The sequence below is a fragment of the Pseudomonas sp. ADAK2 TE3594 genome (genome assembly GCF_053628675.1).
Window position 1 is genome coordinate 6,646,583 of record NZ_JBRJGV010000001.1, and the last position, 19,484, is coordinate 6,666,066.

Sequence of the window (19,484 nt, forward strand, 5' to 3'; positions counted from 1 at the left end):
TCACTCCTTGCTTGATGTACTGGAAAGGGCGGCAGGTACTTGGAAAACATGTCGCAAGTAGGCGACGAAATTCGGGTCTTTGCAGTGAGTCTTGCCAGGCTCATCAGAAATCTTGGCCACTGGCTGGCCGTTGCAGGCCGTCATTTTAAGCACGATGCTCATGGGTTCGACACCCGGAATATCGCAGGTCAGGTTAGTGCCGATACCGAAGCTGACATTGATCCGACCGCGCAATGCCCGAAAAATCTCCAGGGACTTGGGCAGCGTCAGGCTGTCGGAAAACACCAGGGTCTTGCTCATTGGGTCGATGCCAAGCTTGTGGTAGTGAGCGATAGCTTTTTCCGCCCACTGCACCGGGTCACCGGAATCGTGGCGCAAGCCGTCGAAGAGCTTGGCGAAGAACAAGTCGAAATCGTTGAGGAAGGCATCGGAGGTGATGCAATCTGTCAAGGCGATTCCCAGCAAACCCCGATACTCGCGGACCCAGCAGTCGAGGGCGGCAATCTGGCTGTCGATCAGCCGCGGGCCGAGTTGTTGGTGGGCCATGATCCATTCGTGGGCCATGGTACCCAGCGGCTTCATGTCCAGTTCCCGAGACAGGTGCACGTTGCTGGTACCGACGAAACGACCGGGGAAATCATGCTTGAGCACGTTCACCACTTCTTCCTGTACACGGTACGAGAAGCGACGGCGGGTGCCGAAATCGGCTACCTGCAACTCGGACAATTCGTCCGCGCTGGCGTTGGCGGTCAGCCAGTCGAACTTGCGATAGAGCTGTTCGCGGGCCTGTTCCAGAACGATTTCCCGGTAGCGATAGCGGTTGCGTACTTCGCTGACCATGGCCAGCAGCGGTACTTCGAACAGAATCACGTGCAGCCACGGCCCGCGCAGACGGATGAACAACTCGCCGTTTTCAATGCCGGTGTGGATATAGCGCAGGTTAAAGCGGAACAATCCGAGAAAGCGCAGGAAATCCGGTTTCAGAAAGCTGATGCGCTCCAGGAAACTCAACTGATCGGCACTCAGGCTCAACTCGGCCAGGCGCTCGATCTGGAAACGGATCTCCGCCAGGTACGGGCGCAGATCCTCACTGTTACGGCAACGAAACTCCCATTCGACTTCCACGTTCGGGTAGTTGTGCAGCACCGCCTGCATCATCGTCAGTTTGTAGAAGTCGGTGTCGAGCAGGTTCTGCACGATGCGATCGGCAAACACACTCTCGCTCATAACGGGGTTCTCCAGGCTGGCCGCGGCCCGTGGCAGCGACGTTGCAGCTGTTTCAATGAATGGGGCTAGTGGCGCATATCAGCGGTGAGGATTGCCAGCTTTTTTTGTGTTCATGATGGAATAATCACATGTTGCTGGCACCTTCAAATGCAAACACCTGTGGTTCCTCAATTATCTGCTGTTGCCTAAAGCGCTGCCTGAATGACGAGCGCCAGGCTTTCCCAACTTCTTAAATAGCCATCAAGGTGTGAGTGACGAGGAACAAGCCCTGTTTCAACTGCCTTGATCATTGCTGCTTTTATCATTTCATGGGTCACTGATTTGGCCATGATTTACAATCCTTTAAATGTTATTTGGTCCAGCGCGTCGACGCCGTCCTGTAGCAATAAATAGGCTGGAAGTATCAGGCGGAAAAAATCAGCATCATTAGTATGCTTGACGGTTACAGAGGTCGGCGCCTCTAAAAGGCTCGTGGCAGCGCGTATTCTGAAGCAGGCATCTTCAAATAACAGATGGGGTGCGACGTGCGAGTCTATATAGAAAGTTGGAATGTTAGATGCGTTGGATTTAAGAGGTTGATAGCGATTCACAGACGAACTCCTTGAGCGCTCTTGGGGTGTGAGGGCGCGAGTGATTGTTTTTTAATGAGTATTGTTGCCTGGGCATTGCTTATTTGCTGAACCATCGCATAAGTGCAATGGCTCAGCGTTCATTGGGATTTATGTGATCTGAGCTTTAGCTGCGGGCCGATTCGCACAAACAGTGCTCTTCGACGAGAGAGGATTTGTTACCGCCGGCCAAGCTATCAAATCGAGATCCAGATCGCTAAATTTGCTTGAGTCAAAAACCGGGTTTTTTGTTCCTGCACGACGTTGTTCATCATAGTCGCCCAGGATTCGCATGCAGACTTTGAATAGCAGTGTCATCGCAATAAGGTTGACCAAGGCCAAAAATGTCATGGTGATGTCGGCAAACGCGAGCACCGTGGTAAGGTCTTCAACCGAGCCCCAAAAAACCAGCAACAATACGGCTATGCGGTACGCAATTAATGATTTATGGGGCGTTGTGAAGATGAATCGTAAACTGTTTTCTCCTAGATAGTAGTTGTAGAGCATTGCCGTGAACACAAACAGGGCAAGCACTACGCTGATAAATATACGGCCCCAATCGCCTACTACCTCAGCCAGCGAGTTTTGTGCCAACGCAATGCCGTCGCCTTCGAAACCGGGAGCATAAAAACCGGAAAGTAAAATGATCAACGCGGTACACGTGCAAATAACGATGGTATCGATGAAGACACTGAACGCTTGCACCACGCCTTGAGCTATCGGATGGGCGATTTTTGCCGCAGAGGCGACGTTGGGTGCACTGCCCAGTCCTGCTTCATTGGAGAACACTCCGCGCCTCACCCCCATAATGATTGCACTGCCCACCAGCCCGCCAAAAGCCTGATCCAGTCCGAACGCACTTTTGACAATGCTGAGCAGCACTCCTGGGACCTGGTCGATTTGCAACACGATCACATAGAGCGTTACACCGATATAGGCAACGACTTTAAGGGGAACCAATAAATCGGCGACCGCCGCGATGCGCTTTATACCGCCCACGAACACTATGCCCAGCAACAAAGACAGTGTGAGTCCGGACCATGTCGTCGATAAACCAAAGGCATTGTTGAGAGAATGCGATACGGCATGAGACTCCAGGCCGTTAATAGCAAAGCCGAAGGTGACCAGAAGCAGGAGCGCGGCAATCGTTCCGAGCCAGCGTTTGCCCAGGCCATGCTGGATGTACCAGGACGGGCCCCCACGATATTGACCGTTTGCATCGCAGCGCTTGTAGAGTTGACCCAGTGTGCATTCGAAAAAGCTACTCGACATCCCCAATAGAGCGGTCATCCACATCCAGAACACTGCACCGGGGCCGCCCATGCTCACGGCAATGCCGACGCCAACGATATTGCCGGTTCCGACCCGTCCGGCCAGGCTGAGCGTCAATGCCTGCAATGAGCTCAAATGGTTGTTGCCGGTATGCGAGCTGCCTCGTAATACAGAAAACATGTGTACGAAGTAGCGAAGCTGCACAAATCGCGACCGGATGGTGAAGTAGGTTCCAAGTCCAAGAACTAAAGGTATCAAAACCTTTCCAGAGAGAAAGTCATTGATGACGTCAAGCATTCAAAGCTCCTTGCTGTTTAGAGTGCTGGCGGATTGATGGTGTGGCGAGTCCTGAAAGCTTTCAGGTCCCGTAATATCCAGTCATCTATCGTTCTGCGCAATTTCGCAAGTTGGTTAAAAGTGATGCGAATTGCTGCTATGTTTGAGTCTTCTGGCACTATTGTGAAGGCTTGTATGCGTGATTTTCTTCCGGCTAACTTAAGACTGCTATGTAGTCACTACCGATCCGTCGCGGAAGTCTGTAGGAAGCTTCGAATTAATCGTGGGCAATTTAATAAATATCTGTGCGGAAATAGCCTTCCGACACCTTTTAACCTTAAACGGATCTGTGATTTTTTCGGAGTCGAAGAATACGAAATAGGTCTGCCGACAGAGCAGTTCATCATTCTTATTGGTGTTAAAGCGAGACGAATTAGTCCTTCCAGCGAGGTAACGGCGCCGCAGCGGATGCTTGATCACCTTCGTCAACAGTCTTCGTCACAGCTAAAAGCTCATACGGGTTATTACTACGAGTACTACCACGCAATGACAGAGCCGGGTTCCATTCTGTGTTCCTTGGTGCACATATACGAAGAGGGGCAGCATTTTGTATACGAGCGAAATGAACGCTTACAGATAGCTGGGCCGGATGGGGAGTTTGAGCAATATCGATACGTGGGAGTTGCCTACTACCTACAGGATCGCTTGTTCCTCATTGATTATGAATCGCTGACGTCCAACGAGATTAGCCAAACCATTCTTATCCCGAGCTTCAAAAGCTGTATTACTCGACTCAATGGCTTGAAGATGGGCGTTTCCGCAGCTGACCATCGTGCTCCTGCGTGTTCGAGGGTTGTTTGGGAGTATCTCGGACAGGAGATCAATCGAACAAATGCCAATCGCAGGGTACGGCTGTACAGCATGGATGATCCCGCCATCGATGATGACCTGCGCGGACGTCTCGCTCAAACCAAAGTCGTAGATGGCCTCTTTGTTATTGCGTGACGACATGATGAGTCTGATAACCGTGTTGCCGGTTTTAGGGCCGCTACGCGACCCAACGGGGCGATGCGGCGTTCCGACAAGCCCCCTCGCCACAGAAGTCATGTGATATCTCAATTGTGCGGCGCATCCGGATTATCGATCTGCTCCAGCATCCATTTCACAAAATCCCGCACCTTGGGCACTTCCGCCGAATGCTCCGGATACGCCAGGTAATAGGCGTCGGTGCTGGGCATCGCATGCTTCCAGGGAATGACCAGTTTGCCGTCGGCCAATTCTTCTTCCACCAGAAACCGTGGCAACAGCGCCACGCCGCAGCCGACCTGGGCGGCGCGGATGCACATGTAGAAGGTTTCGAAACGCGGGCCGTGGTAGCTGTGTTCGGTGTGGTAGCCCTGGCTGTCGAACCAGTCGTGCCAGGCCTGAGGCCGGGAAGCATTTTGCAGCAGGACCAGGTCGGTGAGTTGCGTAGGGTCGGTGAACGGTGTGTCCGGCAGACTGCCCGGCGCGCAGACCGGTACCAGTTCCTCGCCAAACAATTTCAGGCATTCGGTGCCGGGCCGTGAGCCCTGGCCAAAGTAGAACGCCAGGTCACTGCGACCTTGCAGCAGATCATCCGCTTCCTGCTCGCTGCACAGATCCAGATGGATCGAGGGGTGGCGCAGACGCCAGCCTTTCAAGCGCGGCACCAGCCAGCGCGCACCGAAGGTCGGAGGCGTCGAGACGCGCAAGACTTCGGTATCGCCACCGTAGGAGCGCAGGTAATGGGTGGACATTTCGACTTGGGTGAGGATTTTTCGCACTTCCACCAAGTACAAATCGCCGGCGGGGGTCATTTGCAGACGTCGGCGCACCCGGCGGAACAGCAGGTGCTGCAACAGTTCTTCGAGTTGCGCGACCTGTTTGCTCACAGCGCTTTGCGTCAGGTTCAGCTCTTCGGCGGCACGGGTGAAGCTCAAGTGCCGGGTCACGGCCTCGAAGCACTGCAATGCGGTGATCGACGGCAAGTAGCGTTTATTCAGCATGGGTGGTCCTTTTTCTTGTTTCTCTATGCTCTTTTTTACCGGCAGATTCGCAGCATGAATAAACGGAATGATATCTCTCTTAAAGGTCGTTTGTTGGGTAACCTCCGGGGAGCTAAAACTACAGGTCTGATCAGCCGAGTTAATCCGGCTGCACGTTTTCTGTTTTTTGCTTGAGGAGTGACCCATGGTTGCCGCATTGCTTGATCGTCTTGGTGTGAACCCGGCCCTGTACCAGAACGGCAAAGTGCCGGTGCATTCGCCTGTCGATGGCAGCCGTATCGCTGCCGTGAACTGGGAAGGCGCCGCTGAAGTCGAGCAGCACATCAGTCGCGCAGATCATGCGTTCGAACTGTGGCGCAAGGTTCCGGCGCCGCGCCGTGGCGAATTGGTGCGCCAATTGGGCGACATCTTGCGCGAGTACAAGGCCGACCTCGGTGAGCTGGTTTCCTGGGAAGCCGGCAAGATCACTCAGGAAGGTTTGGGTGAAGTTCAGGAAATGATCGACATCTGCGACTTCGCGGTCGGTCTGTCCCGTCAGCTGTACGGTTTGACCATCGCCTCCGAGCGTCCAGGCCACCACATGCGCGAAACCTGGCATCCGCTGGGCATCGTTGGCGTGATCAGTGCGTTCAACTTCCCGGTCGCCGTTTGGGCCTGGAATGCCACGCTGGCGCTGGTCTGCGGTAACCCGGTGATCTGGAAACCGTCGGAGAAAACCCCGCTCACCGCGTTGGCTTGCCAAGCGCTGTTCGACCGCGTCCTGAAGAATTTCAGCGATGCCCCGCCGCACCTGAGCCAAGTGATCATCGGTGGTCGCGATGCTGGCGAAGCCTTGGTCGATGACCCGCGTGTCGCGCTGGTCAGTGCCACCGGCAGCACCCGCATGGGCCGTGAAGTGGCGCCGAAAATCGCTGCGCGTTTCGCCCGCAGTATTCTGGAGCTGGGCGGTAACAACGCGATGATCCTCGGCCCGAGCGCCGATCTGGATATGGCCGTACGGGCGATTCTATTCAGCGCCGTCGGCACCGCCGGTCAGCGTTGCACCACGTTGCGTCGCCTGATCGCCCATGAGTCGGTGAAGGAAGAAATCATCACCCGCCTCAAAGCCGCTTACTCCAAGGTGCGCATCGGCCATCCGCTGGAAGGAAATCTGGTCGGTCCGCTGATCGACAAACACAGCTTCGAAAACATGCAGGACGCGCTGGAGCAGGCCTTGAGCGAAGGCGGCCGGGTGTTCGGCGGCGAGCGTCAGCTCGAAGACAAATTCCCCAACGCTTACTACGTTTCGCCGGCCATCGTCGAAATGCCGGAGCAGAGCGATGTGGTGTGCAGCGAAACCTTCGCGCCAATTCTGTACGTGATCGGTTACAACGATTTCGAAGAGGCATTGCGCCTGAACAACGCCGTGCCACAAGGCCTGTCGTCGTGCATCTTCACCACCGACGTGCGTGAAGCCGAGCGGTTCATGTCGGCGGTGGGCAGTGATTGCGGCATCGCCAACGTCAACATCGGCCCGAGCGGCGCGGAGATTGGCGGTGCGTTTGGCGGCGAGAAGGAGACGGGCGGTGGTCGTGAGTCCGGTTCGGATGCATGGCGCGGGTACATGCGTCGTCAGACCAATACCGTGAACTATTCGCTGGAGTTGCCGTTGGCTCAGGGGATTACGTTCGACTGACGGCCCCTTCGCGGGCAAGCCTCGCTCCTACAGGTTTTGTGTTGTCTCGCAAATCGCGGACAACACAAAACCTGTAGGAGCGAGGCTTGCCCGCGAAGCTTTTGCTTGTTGTTTGTTAGGTTTCGGATTGGAGTCTGGCAATGCCGTTACGCGAAGAGTGTCTGTGGGAAAAACTGACGCCGCAAAGGCCCGACAACGCGGCCCTCAAGGGCGAGGTGACGGTGGATGTCTGCGTCATCGGTGCCGGTTTCACCGGCCTGTCGGCGGCGGTGCATCTGCTGGAACAAGGTAAAAGTGTCTGTGTGCTGGAAGCCCATCGCGCCGGTCATGGCGGTTCGGGGCGTAACGTCGGGCTGGTCAACGCCGGGATGTGGATTCCACCGGACGAGATCGAAGCCGGTTTTGGCGAGGCGGTCGGCAGTCAGCTCAATCGCATGCTCGGTGCGGCACCGTCCCTGGTGTTCAGCCTTGTGGATAAGTACAACATCGACTGCCAGTTACGCCGCGAAGGCACGCTGCACATGGCGCACAACGCACGTGGCGAGGCGGATCTGCGCAGTCGCGAAGAACAATGGAAACGTCGCGGCGCACCGGTGGAACTGTTGACCGGTCAAGCCTGCGAACAAGCCACGGGCACAAAAAAGATCGCCGCCGCTTTGCTCGATCGGCGTGCCGGTACGATCAACCCGATGGCCTACACCACGGGGCTGGCCAACGCGGCAATCAGCCTCGGCGGTCAGCTGTTCGATCATTCCCCGGTCACCCGACTCGAACGTCAGGGTCAGCGCTGGTCGGTGCAAACCGCTCAGGGTTCGGTGCTGGCCGAGCAGGTGGTCATCGCCTCCAACGCCTATACCGAAGGCGACTGGACGGAACTGCGGCGCAACTTTTTCCCCGGTTATTACTATCAAGTGGCCTCGGTGCCGCTGACCGAAGACGCCGCGCAACGGATTCTGCCCGGAGGGCAGGGTTCCTGGGACACCCGGCAGGTGCTCAGCAGTATCCGTCGCGATGCCGAAGGGCGTTTGTTACTCGGCAGTCTCGGTAATGGCAACCAGAAACCGACCTGGTTCCTTAAAGCCTGGGCCGACCGGGTTCAGCAGCATTACTTCCCGTACCTCAAACCGGTGGAGTGGGAGTGCACCTGGACCGGTTGCATCGCTTTCACCCCCGATCATTTGATGCGCCTGTTCGAGCCGGCGCCGGGTCTGGTGGCCGTCACCGGTTACAACGGTCGAGGGGTGACCACCGGCACAGTCGTCGGCAAAGCCTTTGCCGACTATTTGTGTAACGGAAATCCTCAGGCCTTGCCGATTCCCTTCGCGCCCATGCAGCCATTGGCGGGTGTCGGGCTGAGAAGCTGCTTGTATGAGGCCGGATTTTCGCTGTATCACGCGGGCCAGTGCCTGCGGATCGTGATCTGATTGTTGAAATATGTTGCTGGAAGCGGCGCTTTTCAGCGAAGCGGCTAGCCTGTAATGGTGCGGGTTGTAGCAGTTTGCGCACCAGCAGTGTGCAGTTCGGTGACGCGGGCTGTTACAGGCTGGTTGCACATCGTTTGGCGCTGCGGTTGCAATGATGGCGCGTGCGGGTTGCGCCTTTAAAGATAAATGGTTTCACCTACCGCGGTTTAGACGGTTGCACGCCCAATGAAAATGGGCCCGAAACAGTCGAAATACCAACAAGGCAGCGACTTTTTCAAGAATAAAAAACCAATGGCACGGCCCTTGCTCTGAGCATTCAGTGAAGTCGCAGTGCCAACTAAAAAAAACCTTGGAGCACCACCTCATGTCCCAGACGTTTTACAAGAAAGGCTTTCTGGCCCTCGCAGTGGCAACTGCGTTGGGTGTTTCTGCGTTTGCTCAGGCTGACATCAAGATCGGCGTAGCGGGTCCAATGACGGGCGCCAACGCGGCATTTGGCGAGCAGTACATGAAGGGTGCACAGGCAGCCGCTGATGCGGTCAACGCCGCTGGCGGTGTAAACGGGGAAAAAATCGTACTGGTCAAAGGCGATGACGCCTGCGAACCGAAACAGGCTGTGACGGTCGCCAAGGACCTGACCAACCAGAAAGTCGCTGGCGTAGTTGGTCACTTCTGCTCCTCGTCGACCATTCCGGCCTCCGAGATCTACGACGAAGCGGGCATCATCGCGATCACCCCGGGTTCCACTAACCCGGCTGTTACCGAGCGCGGCCTGAGTGCCATGTTCCGTATGTGCGGGCGTGACGACCAGCAAGGCATCGTGGCCGGCGACTACATCGTCGACGTGCTCAAGGGCAAGAAAGTGGTGGTCCTGCACGACAAGGACACCTACGGTCAAGGTCTGGCGGATGCTACCAAGGCTCAACTGGTCAAGCGCGGCGTGACGCCAGTGCTGTATGAAGGCCTGACCCGTGGCGAGAAAGACTTCAGCGCCGTGGTAACCAAGATCCGTGCGGCCGGTGCCGATGTGGTCTATTTCGGCGGCCTGCACCCGGAAGCCGGTCCACTGGTTCGTCAACTGCGTGAGCAGGGCCTCAAAGACGTCAAGTTCATGTCCGATGACGGCATCGTGACCGACGAACTGGTGACCACCGCCGGTGGCCCGCAGAACGTTGATGGCGTGTACATGACCTTCGGCGCCGACCCACGCCTGCTGCCAGACAGCAAGACGGTAGTGGACGAGTTCCGCAAAAAAGGCACCGAGCCTGAAGGCTACACCTTGTATGCCTACGCTTCGGTTCAGACCCTGGCTGCAGCTTTCAACGGCGCCAAGTCCAACAAGGGCGAAGACGCAGCTGCCTGGTTGAAGAAAAACCCGGTCAAGACCGTCATGGGCGAGAAGACCTGGGACGCCAAGGGCGACCTGAAAGTCTCCGACTACGTGGTTTACCAATGGGACAAGGACGGCAAGTACCACCAACTGGAAAAACAGAAGTGATATGACCTGATCAGCCCGACGCCTTGTGTGTCGGGCAATCAAGAACATGTCCGTGCAGTACCTGTCTTTTCTCGTAGAGCTGCACACAACCGTGTTGCGTCGGCGGCTGAACCCCGGTCCGTCGCACCCGGCTTCTGTGCAGTCTCTCAAATGCGTGAGATTGCGTTATGGATGGTATTTTCCTGCAGCAACTGGTCAACGGCCTGACCCTCGGGTCGGTCTACGGCCTGATCGCCATCGGCTACACAATGGTCTATGGCATCATCGGCATGATCAACTTCGCCCATGGCGAGGTTTACATGATCTCTGCTTACCTCGCGGCGATCAGTCTGGCTCTGCTGGCATACTTCGGTATTGAATCCTTCCCCCTGCTGATGCTTGGCACACTGGTCTTCACCATCATCGTCACGGCGGTGTATGGCTGGGTCATCGAGCGCGTCGCCTACAAACCGCTGCGCAACTCCACCCGACTGGCACCGCTGATCAGCGCCATCGGTATTTCTCTGATCCTGCAAAACTATGCACAGATTGCCCAAGGCGCCCGTCAACAGGGCGTGCCGACACTGCTGACTGGTGCATGGCGAGTTGAAGTCGGGAGCGGCTTCGTCCAGCTCACCTACACCAAGATCTTCATTCTGGTTGCCGCGTTCGTCGGGATGGGCCTGCTGACCTATGTCATCAAGTACACCAAGCTCGGCCGCATGTGCCGCGCCACCCAGCAAGACCGCAAGATGGCCTCGATCCTCGGGATCAACACCGACCGGGTGATTTCCTACGTGTTCATCATCGGTGCAGCGATGGCGGCCCTGGCCGGCGTGCTGATCACCATGAACTACGGCACATTCGACTTCTACGCCGGCTTCGTCATCGGGATCAAAGCGTTCACCGCAGCGGTACTCGGCGGCATCGGCTCGCTGCCTGGCGCCATGCTCGGCGGGATCATTCTCGGGATCTCCGAGTCACTGTTCTCGGGTCTGGTGAACTCGGATTACAAAGACGTTTTCAGCTTCTCGCTGCTCGTTCTCGTTCTGGTCTTTCGGCCCCAAGGCCTGCTCGGCCGTCCTCTTGTGTCGAAGGTGTAAGCGATGTCTTCAACCACTAAAAAAACCATTGATATCAAAAGAAGCCTGGTTGACGCGATTCTTGCCGGCCTTGTCGCCCTGATTGTGTTCGGCCCGATTGTTGGCATAGTCCTCGATGGCTACGGCTTTGACTTGCAACCGACCCGTGTGGCGTGGATTGTCGCCATCGTAATGGCGGGCCGTTTTGCCCTGAGCCTGTTCCTGCAAACCTCCAAGGGCCTGAGAATTCTCGAAGGCTTTGAAAGCACCGGCTCCGGGGTTCATGTACTGCCGCCTGATTACAAGTCCCGGTTGCGCTGGATCGTGCCGCTGGTGATTGTCATCGCCGTGGTGTTCCCGTTTTTCTCCAACTCTTATCTGTTGGGCGTGGTCATTCTCGGGCTGATCTATGTGTTGCTGGGTCTGGGCCTGAACATCGTGGTCGGTCTGGCCGGGCTGCTCGACCTGGGTTACGTGGCGTTCTACGCCATCGGTGCCTACGGCCTGGCGCTCGGTTATCAATACCTCGGTCTGGGTTTCTGGACGGTGTTGCCACTGGCGGCGATCACCGCTGGCCTCGCCGGTTGCATCCTCGGTTTCCCGGTACTGCGCCTGCACGGTGACTACCTGGCGATCGTGACCCTGGGTTTTGGTGAAATCATCCGGTTGATCCTCAATAACTGGCTGTCCCTGACCGGCGGCCCGAATGGTATGGCGGCTCCGTTGCCAACCTTCTTCGGCCTTGAGTTCGGCAAACGGGCGAAAGAGGGCGGGGTGCCGTTCCATGAGTTTTTCGGCATCGCCTATAACCCGGACGTGAAGTATTACTTCATCTACGCGGTGTTGTTCCTGGTGGTACTGGCCGTGCTGCATATCAAGCACCGCTTGACCCGCATGCCGGTCGGTCGCGCCTGGGAAGCCTTGCGTGAAGACGAAATCGCCTGTCGTTCCATGGGCCTGAACCACGTACTGGTCAAGCTCTCGGCGTTCACCATCGGTGCGTCGACGGCCGGGCTGGCCGGTGTGTTTTTCGCCACCTATCAAGGCTTCGTCAACCCGACCTCGTTCACTTTCTTCGAATCGGCCCTGATCCTCGCCATCGTCGTCCTTGGCGGCATGGGCTCGACCATCGGCGTAGTGATTGCGGCCTTCGTGCTGACCGTCGCCCCGGAACTGCTGCGCGGCTTCGCTGAATACCGCGTGCTGTTGTTCGGCGTACTGATGGTGTTGATGATGATTTGGCGACCGCGCGGCCTGATTCGGATCAGCCGTACCGGTGTGACCCCGCGTAAAGGAGTAGCGCCATGAGCGAAGTCGTACTCTCGGTAGACAAACTGATGATGCACTTTGGCGGCATCAAGGCGCTGAACGATGTCAGCCTGAAGGTCAAGCGCAACTCGATCTTCGCCCTGATCGGCCCCAACGGCGCCGGCAAGACCACCGTGTTCAACTGCTTGACCGGGTTCTACAAGGCGTCCGGCGGGCATATCGAACTCAACACCCGCGGTGTGAAAACCGACGTCATCAAAATGCTCGGGGAACCGTTCAAGGCTGTCGATTTCGTTTCGCCCAAAAGCTTTATCAGCCGACTCCGCTACAAGATGTTCGGCGGCACGCACCTGATCAACCGTGCCGGTCTGGCGCGGACTTTCCAGAACATTCGCCTGTTCAGGGAAATGTCGGTGCTGGAAAACCTGCTGGTGGCCCAGCATATGTGGGTCAACCGCGGCATGCTGGCCGGCATCCTCAACACCAAGGGTTACCGCAAGGCCGAAAGCGATGCGCTGGACCATGCGTTCTACTGGCTGGAAGTGGTGGATCTGGTGGACTGCGCCAACCGCCTGGCCGGTGAGCTGTCCTACGGTCAGCAACGCCGTCTGGAGATCGCCCGGGCCATGTGTACCCGGCCGCAGATCATCTGCCTCGACGAACCGGCCGCCGGCCTCAACCCTCAGGAAACCGAAGCGCTGAGCGCGATGATCCGGCTGCTGCGCGACGAGCATGATCTGACCGTGGTGCTGATCGAACACGACATGGGCATGGTAATGAGCATTTCCGACCACATCGTGGTGCTGGACCACGGCGTTGTCATCGCCGAGGGTGGGCCTGAAGCGATTCGACACGATCCGAAAGTGATTGCTGCCTACCTGGGCGCCGAAGAAGAGGAAGTGGTATGAGTAAACCCATCCTCGAGCTCAAGGATCTGGACGTGTTCTACGGGCCGATCCAGGCCCTGAAGAAAGTCTCGTTGCACATCAATGAAGGTGAAACCGTCAGCCTGATCGGCTCCAACGGCGCCGGCAAATCGACCCTGCTGATGTCGATCTTCGGCCAGCCGCGGGCAGCTGACGGGCAAATCATCTATCAGGGTGTGGATATCACCCACAAGTCGTCCCACTACATCGCGTCCAACGGTATTGCTCAATCGCCGGAAGGCCGGCGGGTGTTCCCTGACATGACCGTCGAGGAAAACCTGTTGATGGGTACGATTCCAATCGGTGACAAGTACGCCAAGGAAGACATGCAGCGTATGTTCGAGTTGTTTCCACGGCTCGAAGAGCGGCGTACCCAACGCGCCATGACCATGTCCGGCGGCGAGCAACAAATGCTCGCCATCGCCCGGGCGCTCATGAGTCGGCCGAAGCTGTTGCTGCTCGATGAACCGAGCCTGGGTCTGGCGCCGATTGTGGTGAAACAGATCTTCGCGACCCTGCGGGAACTGGCCAGCACCGGTATGACCATCTTCCTGGTGGAGCAGAACGCTAACCACGCCCTCAAGCTGTCGGACCGGGCCTACGTGATGGTCAACGGCGAGATCCGCCTCAGCGGCACCGGCAAGGAGCTGCTGGTGAACGATGAGGTGCGTAACGCCTACCTCGGCGGCCACTGAGTTCTGCGTTGCAACAACGAGCCCCGACGAGCAATCGCCGGGGCTTTTTTACATATCTAAAGTGCCAACAATCCCTTGTGGGAGCGAGCCTGCTCGCGATAGCGGAGTGTCAGTCGATATGCTTTTCATTGACCCACCGCTATCGCGAGCAGGCTCGCTCCCACATGGGCGGTGTGTGCTTTTGGGAAATTGTGGAAAACAATATTCACGACCTCTCAAAGCGCGACATAAAGCCGCTGCAAACTACTGTTTTGTCACGGTTTTGACTTGTCCCCGTTTGCTGTGGAGCTGGCTGTGAATAACGTGGGAGTAGCTGGCTGCAAGCCTTTGAATTCGTGGCTTGCAGCGATGTGGTTGTTTTTTGATCAGGAGTTTTTGCTGGACCTCGAGCCGTCTTTGTCAACCTTTTTGTTAGGGGCAACCCAGGTATGAATCGAGGTGGACAAGCCTGTGGATAAGTCTGTGGTTAAACTCTGGAAAGAGTCGGCTGAGGGCCGTAGTTACTGGCTTGGAGCCATCGTCGGTTTGACAGCCCGGTCGTGCAAATTGCCCGGGGGTACACAGCAGGCACCTGAGGGTCAAGCAAAAAACTTTCTAATCTGCCCGCAAAGCCTTGTGGGCAGCGGCTTGCAGCTTTTGCACTTGCCCCCGGAAACTGTGGACCGGCCTGTGGATAAGGTGCGCGTACATGGCTGCAAGCCACAGCGCATATGGCGTTGCCGGTGTTGATCGTTTTTTGTACGGTTTCTGCGATGGTTGCCGCTGTGGACAAGGCCGGGCATGCTGGCAACTGATTTTCTATTCCAAGGGCTGTCGATCAGCCGAAGCAAGGAGAACACGATGTCCAACACCCTGTTTATTACCGGCGCGACCTCCGGTTTTGGTGAAGCCTGTGCCCGTCGTTTTGCGGAAGCCGGCTGGAAACTGGTGCTGACAGGTCGTCGTGAAGAGCGCCTCAATGCCCTGTGCGCCGAGTTGTCGAAGCAGACCGAGGTCCATGGCCTGGTGCTCGACGTACGGGATCGCAAGGCCATGGAGGAGGCGATTGCCAACCTGCCGCCGTCCTTCGCCAAACTGCGCGGGCTGATCAACAACGCCGGCCTGGCCTTGGGCGTGGACCCGGCTCCCAAGTGCGATCTTGATGATTGGGACACCATGGTCGACACCAACATCAAAGGCCTGATGTACAGCACTCGCCTGTTGTTGCCGCGTTTGATCGCTCACGGTCGTGGCGCCAGCATCGTCAACCTCGGTTCCATCGCCGGCAACTACCCGTACCCGGGCAGCCACGTGTATGGCGCGAGCAAGGCGTTCGTCAAACAGTTCTCCCTGAACCTGCGCTGTGACCTGCAAGGGACTGGCGTGCGGGTCAGCAATATCGAGCCGGGCCTGTGCGAGAGCGAGTTCTCGCTGGTGCGTTTCGCTGGTGACCAAGAGCGTTACAACGCCACTTACGCCGGCGCTGAGCCGATCCAGCCACAAGACATCGCCGAGACCATTTTCTGGGTGCTCAACGCACCGGCCCACATCAACATCAACAGCCTTGAGCTGATGCCGGTGAGCCAGACCTGGAGCGGGTTTGCGATTGAGCGTAAGGCGTAAGGCCAAGTAACGGCTGTTCGCGGGCAAGCCTCGCTCCTACAGGTTTTGTGTTGAATCACGATTCTACGAACGACACATAACCTGTAGGAGCGAGGCTTGCCCGCGATGGCTATCTCTCAGTCAGCGAAGATACTCGGCCAACCCGCGATAGCAGGTCGCCAAGTGATAAGGCGTAGTCGAAGGCATGTCCTTGCGGCTCACTTCGCCCTGCTCATCGCGACACTCATACCAGCCGCCCGCATGCAAAAAGCGCTGTTGCAGCGCCTGCAACTGGCGCTGCACAGAGGCTTCGCTGCCCGGGCGCAAAGTCAGGGCGCGCAGGTATTCAGCCTGGGCCCAGATGCGTTGGGTTGCATCACGAGGATGGTCGTCCAGTTCCAGCATCGCGCGCACAGCACCTGTGTGCTGATCCACACCCATTTGCTCAGTCAGCGTAAAGGCGTGGTCCAGCGACGCATGCAGTCTGGAGCCGCGCAGCAACGGTGAGGACTCCAGCAGGAAATACCATTCGAACTGATGGCCTGGCTCGAACCAGTTATCCACAGCCCCAAGCGGCTTTTCCATCAGCACCGCGTGTTGCGGGTCGATGAAGCGCTTTTGCATGGCTGTGCATAACTCGACAAGCGCACTCTGCACAGCAACGTCCTCGCGCACCGAAAGGATGGCGAGGAAGGCTTCGGCCAAATGCATCAATGGATTTTGCAGCGGCCCGGAGTTGAGCGAGGACCAATCACGGTCCAGGCTCGCTTCGTACAGGCCGTCGCCTGTGGCGAAGCGCTGCGCCAACACTTCCAGCGTGGCGTTGAGCACCGACTCCACCAGCGGTTCGCGAACCTTGTCCCAGTAATGGGCGCAGGCGAACAGGATGAAGGCGTGGGTGTAGAGGTCTTTGCGCTGATCCAGCGGCGCACCTTGCGGGTCGATGCTGTAGAACCAGCCGCCATGCTCGGCATCGTGGAAATGCTGTTGCAAGGAGCGGAACAGCGCCGCCGCCCGTTCTTCGGCCTGAGGCACTTGGCCGATCAGGCTGGAAAACAGGTACAGCTGCCGCGCGCAAGCCATGGCCCGATAGCGCTGCGGTGGCAGCGGCTGATGCTCGGCGTCCAGCGCTTCATACGGCAATGCCATGTCGGCATTCCAGCCGGGGCCTTGCCAGAGCGGCACGATCACGTCCTGGAAGTGCTGTTGCACCGAGGCGAACAGAGCGGTCAATTCAGGCTGGGAAGCAGAGCGGGAAACATGCGGCATTGGCTGGCGTCGTCACGGCAGGGGCGATTGCGCGACATGGTAGCAGAGAGGCAGGCTTGAGAGAGGCGGTGTCTGATCGGACGCTATCGCGGGCAAGCCCGCTCCCACAGGGATCATCGGTATTCACACGATCTGTGCTGGCGGCGAACATCCTGTGGGAGCGGCGGTGCGGCGATCCGACTTGCCCGCGATGAGGCCGGTTCAGGCGCTAGAGAATCAACCCGCCAGCAACCACACCCCAGTCGCCGCCGAAGCCGCACCCGCCAATCGAACCAATGGTGCGGCGGCCTGAGGCAAGATGCGAACCACCGCATAACCCACTGCATGCAAAGCTGCCGTCGCCACCACAAACCCAGCCGCATACGCCCAAGGGCTCGACATCTCCGGCAATTCCAGCCCATGCGCCACGCCATGAAACAGCGCGAACAACGCAGTCGCAACCACCGCCAGGCTCAACGGCGGACGCACCGCCAAAGCCACCGCCAGGCCCAACGCCAATACCGATGCGGCAATCCCGCTTTCCAGCGCAGGCAGGTTCAGCCCTTCAAAACCCAGCAGGCCGCCGATCAGCATAGTGCCCACGAACGTACACGGCAGCGCCCAGCGTGCAGGACCTTTCTGCTGCGCAGCCCACAACCCCACGGCAACCATTGCCAGCAAGTGATCGAGGCCACCGATCGGGTGGCTGATGCCGGCCATCAAGCCATTATCGCCGTGGCCCGGATGTGCAAAGGCGATGGCCGGGGTCAGCAGCAGGGCCATGGCGCCCAGAATGCGTTTCAGTGTCATGGATAAGCTTCCTTGTTGATAAGTGTGATCAGGCCGCAGTCAGCAAGCCCTGGCGTTCGATGAAGGCAATGATTGCTTCCAGACCCTGGCCGGTTTTCTGGTTGCTGAAGACGAACGGTTTGCCGTTGCGCATGCGTTGGGTGTCGCTGTCCATCATCTCTAGCGAGGCGCCTACCAGCGGCGCGAGGTCGATCTTGTTGATCACCAGCAAATCGGATTTGCAGATCCCCGGCCCGCCCTTGCGCGGCAGCTTGTCGCCGGCCGAGACGTCGATCACGTAAATGGTCAGGTCGGACAGTTCCGGGCTGAAGGTTGCCGAAAGGTTGTCACCGCCGGACTCCACCAGGATCAGGTCCAGCCCCGGGAAGCGCCGGTTCAACTGATCCACGGCTTCGAGGTTGATCGAGGCGTCTTCGCGGATCGCGGTGTGCGGGCAGCCGCCGGTTTCCACGCCGATGATCCGTTCGGGCGCCAGGGCTTCGTTGCGCACCAGGAAGTCGGCGTCTTCGCGGGTGTAGATGTCGTTGGTCACGACAGCCAGGTTGTAGCGGTCACGCAGGGCCAGGCACAGGGCCAGGGTCAGGGCGGTTTTGCCGGAACCGACCGGGCCGCCAATGCCGACGCGCAGAGGTTGTGTGTTCATGTGGTTCTCCAAAATAAAAGGCCCAAAATAACAGGCCCTAGGAACGGAACAGACGGCTGTACTGGCGCTCATGGGCCATGCACGCCAGGGACAGGCCGAAAGCGGCGCTGCCAGAGTGCTCGGGGTTGATTCGGGTGGCGTCTTGCTGCGCCTGTTGCAGCAGCGGCAGCAGTTCACTGGTCAGGCGCTGTGCGGTTTGCTGGCCCAGAGGCAGGGTTTTCATCAGTACTGCCAATTGGTTTTCGAGCCAGCTCCAGAGCCAGGCGGCCAGCGCATCTTGCGGGCTGATTTGCCACGCGCGGGCCGCCAGCGCCCAGCCAAGGGCCAGGTGTGGTTCAGGGCATTGGTCGAGAAAGGCCCGGGCCGGCGCATCCAGTTCCGGTAAACCGTTGAGCAGTTGCTTCAACGAATAGCCCATCTGCCGGCTTTCCTGATGCAGCTCACGGGTTTCCCGGCTGGCGCGATGTTCTTCGCAGCGTTGCAGCAGTTCGGCCCAGTTTTCTTCGGCCGCAGCCGTGCAATGGGCGAGCAGTAGCGGCGCTTCGAAACGCGCCAGGTTCAGCAGCAACTGATCGCTGATCCAGTGCCGCGCGCTGTCGGGATCGTCCACGCGGCCGTTATCCACAGCCATCTCCAAACCCTGGGAATAGCTGTAGCCGCCAATCGGCAGCTGTGGGCTGGCCAGACGCAGCAGCGCCCAGGCCGGGTTCATAAGCGCACGCCGAACTGGTGCAGTTTCGGCGGGTAGTTGAAATCCTCGTCCCCATGCCGCGAATGGTGATGGCCGCCGCCGTAGGCACCATGTTCCGGCTGGAACGGCGCTTCGATGTTCTCGGCGTTGGCGCCCAGTTGCTCGAGCATGGCCTTGAGCACGTAATCGTCGAGCAGGCGCAACCAGCCATCGCCGACCTGCAGGGCCACATGGCGGTTGCCCAGGTGATAGGCGGCGCGGGTCAGTTCGAAAGCGTTGGCGCAGGTGACGTGTAGCAGTTGTTCGGGGCGAGCACAGACGCGAACCACGCGCCCGTCTTCGGCTTGCAGGCATTCGCCGTCATACAGGGGCGGCTGGCCGCGCTCCAAAAACAACCCGACGTCTTCGCCCTCGGCACTGAAACAGCGCAAGCGGCTTTTGCTCCGGGCTTCGAAGGTCAGGTGCAACTCGGCGGCCCAGACGGGTTGAGGGTCGATTCTGCGATGAATCACCAGCATCGGAAGGCTTCCAGCAATGGACAATGCTCAGGGAT

General features: G+C 58.1%; 19 protein-coding genes. 9 read left to right on the top strand and 10 right to left on the bottom strand.

The features are described from left to right. From pncB to AB7M22_RS29875, 4 genes are all read right to left on the bottom strand, one after another. Positions 1-1,227: a nicotinate phosphoribosyltransferase gene (gene pncB, locus AB7M22_RS29860; protein ID WP_008009787.1), complete on the bottom strand. Its 1,227-nt coding sequence runs from the start codon at positions 1,225-1,227 to the stop codon at positions 1-3. A gap of 185 nt (positions 1,228-1,412) precedes the next feature. After that, positions 1,413-1,556, bottom strand: a complete 144-nt coding sequence (locus tag AB7M22_RS29865; protein ID WP_454188647.1) for a hypothetical protein — start codon at positions 1,554-1,556, stop codon at positions 1,413-1,415. 3 nt (positions 1,557-1,559) lie between these two features. Further along, the gene (locus AB7M22_RS29870) at positions 1,560-1,817 is read right to left on the bottom strand and encodes a hypothetical protein (RefSeq protein WP_454188648.1); all 258 of its coding nucleotides are present in this window, start codon (positions 1,815-1,817) and stop codon (positions 1,560-1,562) included. Positions 1,818-1,946: 129 nt separating this feature from the next. After that, positions 1,947-3,404: an alanine/glycine:cation symporter family protein gene (locus AB7M22_RS29875; protein ID WP_454188649.1), complete on the bottom strand. Its 1,458-nt coding sequence runs from the start codon at positions 3,402-3,404 to the stop codon at positions 1,947-1,949. Between the two features lie 174 nt (positions 3,405-3,578). On the opposite strand from AB7M22_RS29875, the gene AB7M22_RS29880 reads away from it, so the two are divergent. Continuing rightward, positions 3,579-4,388, top strand: a complete 810-nt coding sequence (locus tag AB7M22_RS29880) for a helix-turn-helix domain-containing protein (RefSeq protein WP_454188650.1) — start codon at positions 3,579-3,581, stop codon at positions 4,386-4,388. 110 nt (positions 4,389-4,498) lie between these two features. On the opposite strand, the gene AB7M22_RS29885 is transcribed toward AB7M22_RS29880, so the two are convergent. Then, positions 4,499-5,410 carry a LysR family transcriptional regulator gene (locus tag AB7M22_RS29885; protein WP_454188651.1) on the bottom strand — a complete coding sequence of 304 codons (912 nt, stop codon included), beginning with the start codon at positions 5,408-5,410 and terminating at the stop codon, positions 4,499-4,501. Positions 5,411-5,594: 184 nt separating this feature from the next. On the opposite strand from AB7M22_RS29885, the gene amaB reads away from it, so the two are divergent. The 8 genes from amaB to AB7M22_RS29925 all read left to right on the top strand — a co-directional run bounded on the left by amaB (position 5,595) and on the right by AB7M22_RS29925 (position 15,560). Continuing rightward, the gene (gene amaB / locus AB7M22_RS29890) at positions 5,595-7,085 is read left to right on the top strand and encodes an L-piperidine-6-carboxylate dehydrogenase (RefSeq protein WP_008009780.1); all 1,491 of its coding nucleotides are present in this window, start codon (positions 5,595-5,597) and stop codon (positions 7,083-7,085) included. A gap of 140 nt (positions 7,086-7,225) precedes the next feature. Then, positions 7,226-8,509 carry an L-pipecolate oxidase gene (gene amaA, locus AB7M22_RS29895; protein WP_454188652.1) on the top strand — a complete coding sequence of 428 codons (1,284 nt, stop codon included), beginning with the start codon at positions 7,226-7,228 and terminating at the stop codon, positions 8,507-8,509. Positions 8,510-8,873: 364 nt separating this feature from the next. Further along, positions 8,874-10,007 carry an ABC transporter substrate-binding protein gene (locus AB7M22_RS29900; protein ID WP_454188653.1) on the top strand — a complete coding sequence of 378 codons (1,134 nt, stop codon included), beginning with the start codon at positions 8,874-8,876 and terminating at the stop codon, positions 10,005-10,007. A gap of 167 nt (positions 10,008-10,174) precedes the next feature. Continuing rightward, positions 10,175-11,089 (top strand): ABC transporter permease subunit, encoded by a 915-nt coding sequence (locus AB7M22_RS29905; protein ID WP_111449241.1) that lies wholly within the window; start codon positions 10,175-10,177, stop codon positions 11,087-11,089. Between the two features lie 3 nt (positions 11,090-11,092). After that, entirely contained in the window at positions 11,093-12,376 is a 1,284-nt protein-coding gene (livM, locus tag AB7M22_RS29910) for a high-affinity branched-chain amino acid ABC transporter permease LivM (protein ID WP_454188654.1), read from the top strand. Then, positions 12,373-13,245 carry an ABC transporter ATP-binding protein gene (locus tag AB7M22_RS29915; RefSeq protein ID WP_454188655.1) on the top strand — a complete coding sequence of 291 codons (873 nt, stop codon included), beginning with the start codon at positions 12,373-12,375 and terminating at the stop codon, positions 13,243-13,245. The genes livM and AB7M22_RS29915 overlap by 4 nt, the downstream gene beginning before the upstream one ends. Further along, positions 13,242-13,958: an ABC transporter ATP-binding protein gene (locus AB7M22_RS29920; protein WP_429431935.1), complete on the top strand. Its 717-nt coding sequence runs from the start codon at positions 13,242-13,244 to the stop codon at positions 13,956-13,958. Before AB7M22_RS29915 ends, AB7M22_RS29920 begins: the two co-directional genes overlap by 4 nt. 840 nt (positions 13,959-14,798) lie before the next feature. Further along, positions 14,799-15,560, top strand: a complete 762-nt coding sequence (locus AB7M22_RS29925) for an SDR family oxidoreductase (RefSeq protein WP_095634036.1) — start codon at positions 14,799-14,801, stop codon at positions 15,558-15,560. A gap of 120 nt (positions 15,561-15,680) precedes the next feature. On the opposite strand, the gene AB7M22_RS29930 is transcribed toward AB7M22_RS29925, so the two are convergent. The 5 genes from AB7M22_RS29930 to ureE all read right to left on the bottom strand — a co-directional run bounded on the left by AB7M22_RS29930 (position 15,681) and on the right by ureE (position 19,449). Then, complete coding sequence (locus tag AB7M22_RS29930; protein WP_454188656.1) at positions 15,681-16,808, bottom strand: AGE family epimerase/isomerase; 1,128 nt, start codon at positions 16,806-16,808, stop codon at positions 15,681-15,683. Positions 16,809-17,024: 216 nt separating this feature from the next. Further along, entirely contained in the window at positions 17,025-17,597 is a 573-nt protein-coding gene (locus AB7M22_RS29935; RefSeq protein WP_454188657.1) for a HupE/UreJ family protein, read from the bottom strand. A gap of 28 nt (positions 17,598-17,625) precedes the next feature. Further along, a complete protein-coding gene (gene ureG, locus AB7M22_RS29940; protein WP_038360437.1) occupies positions 17,626-18,240 on the bottom strand; it encodes an urease accessory protein UreG in 615 nt (204 codons plus the stop codon). Between the two features lie 37 nt (positions 18,241-18,277). Continuing rightward, positions 18,278-18,952, bottom strand: a complete 675-nt coding sequence (locus AB7M22_RS29945; protein ID WP_454188658.1) for an urease accessory protein UreF — start codon at positions 18,950-18,952, stop codon at positions 18,278-18,280. Next, on the bottom strand, positions 18,949-19,449 hold the full coding sequence (gene ureE, locus AB7M22_RS29950; protein ID WP_007902732.1) for an urease accessory protein UreE: 501 nt from the start codon (positions 19,447-19,449) through the stop codon (positions 18,949-18,951). Before ureE ends, AB7M22_RS29945 begins: the two co-directional genes overlap by 4 nt. Positions 19,450-19,484 lie beyond the last annotated feature (35 nt).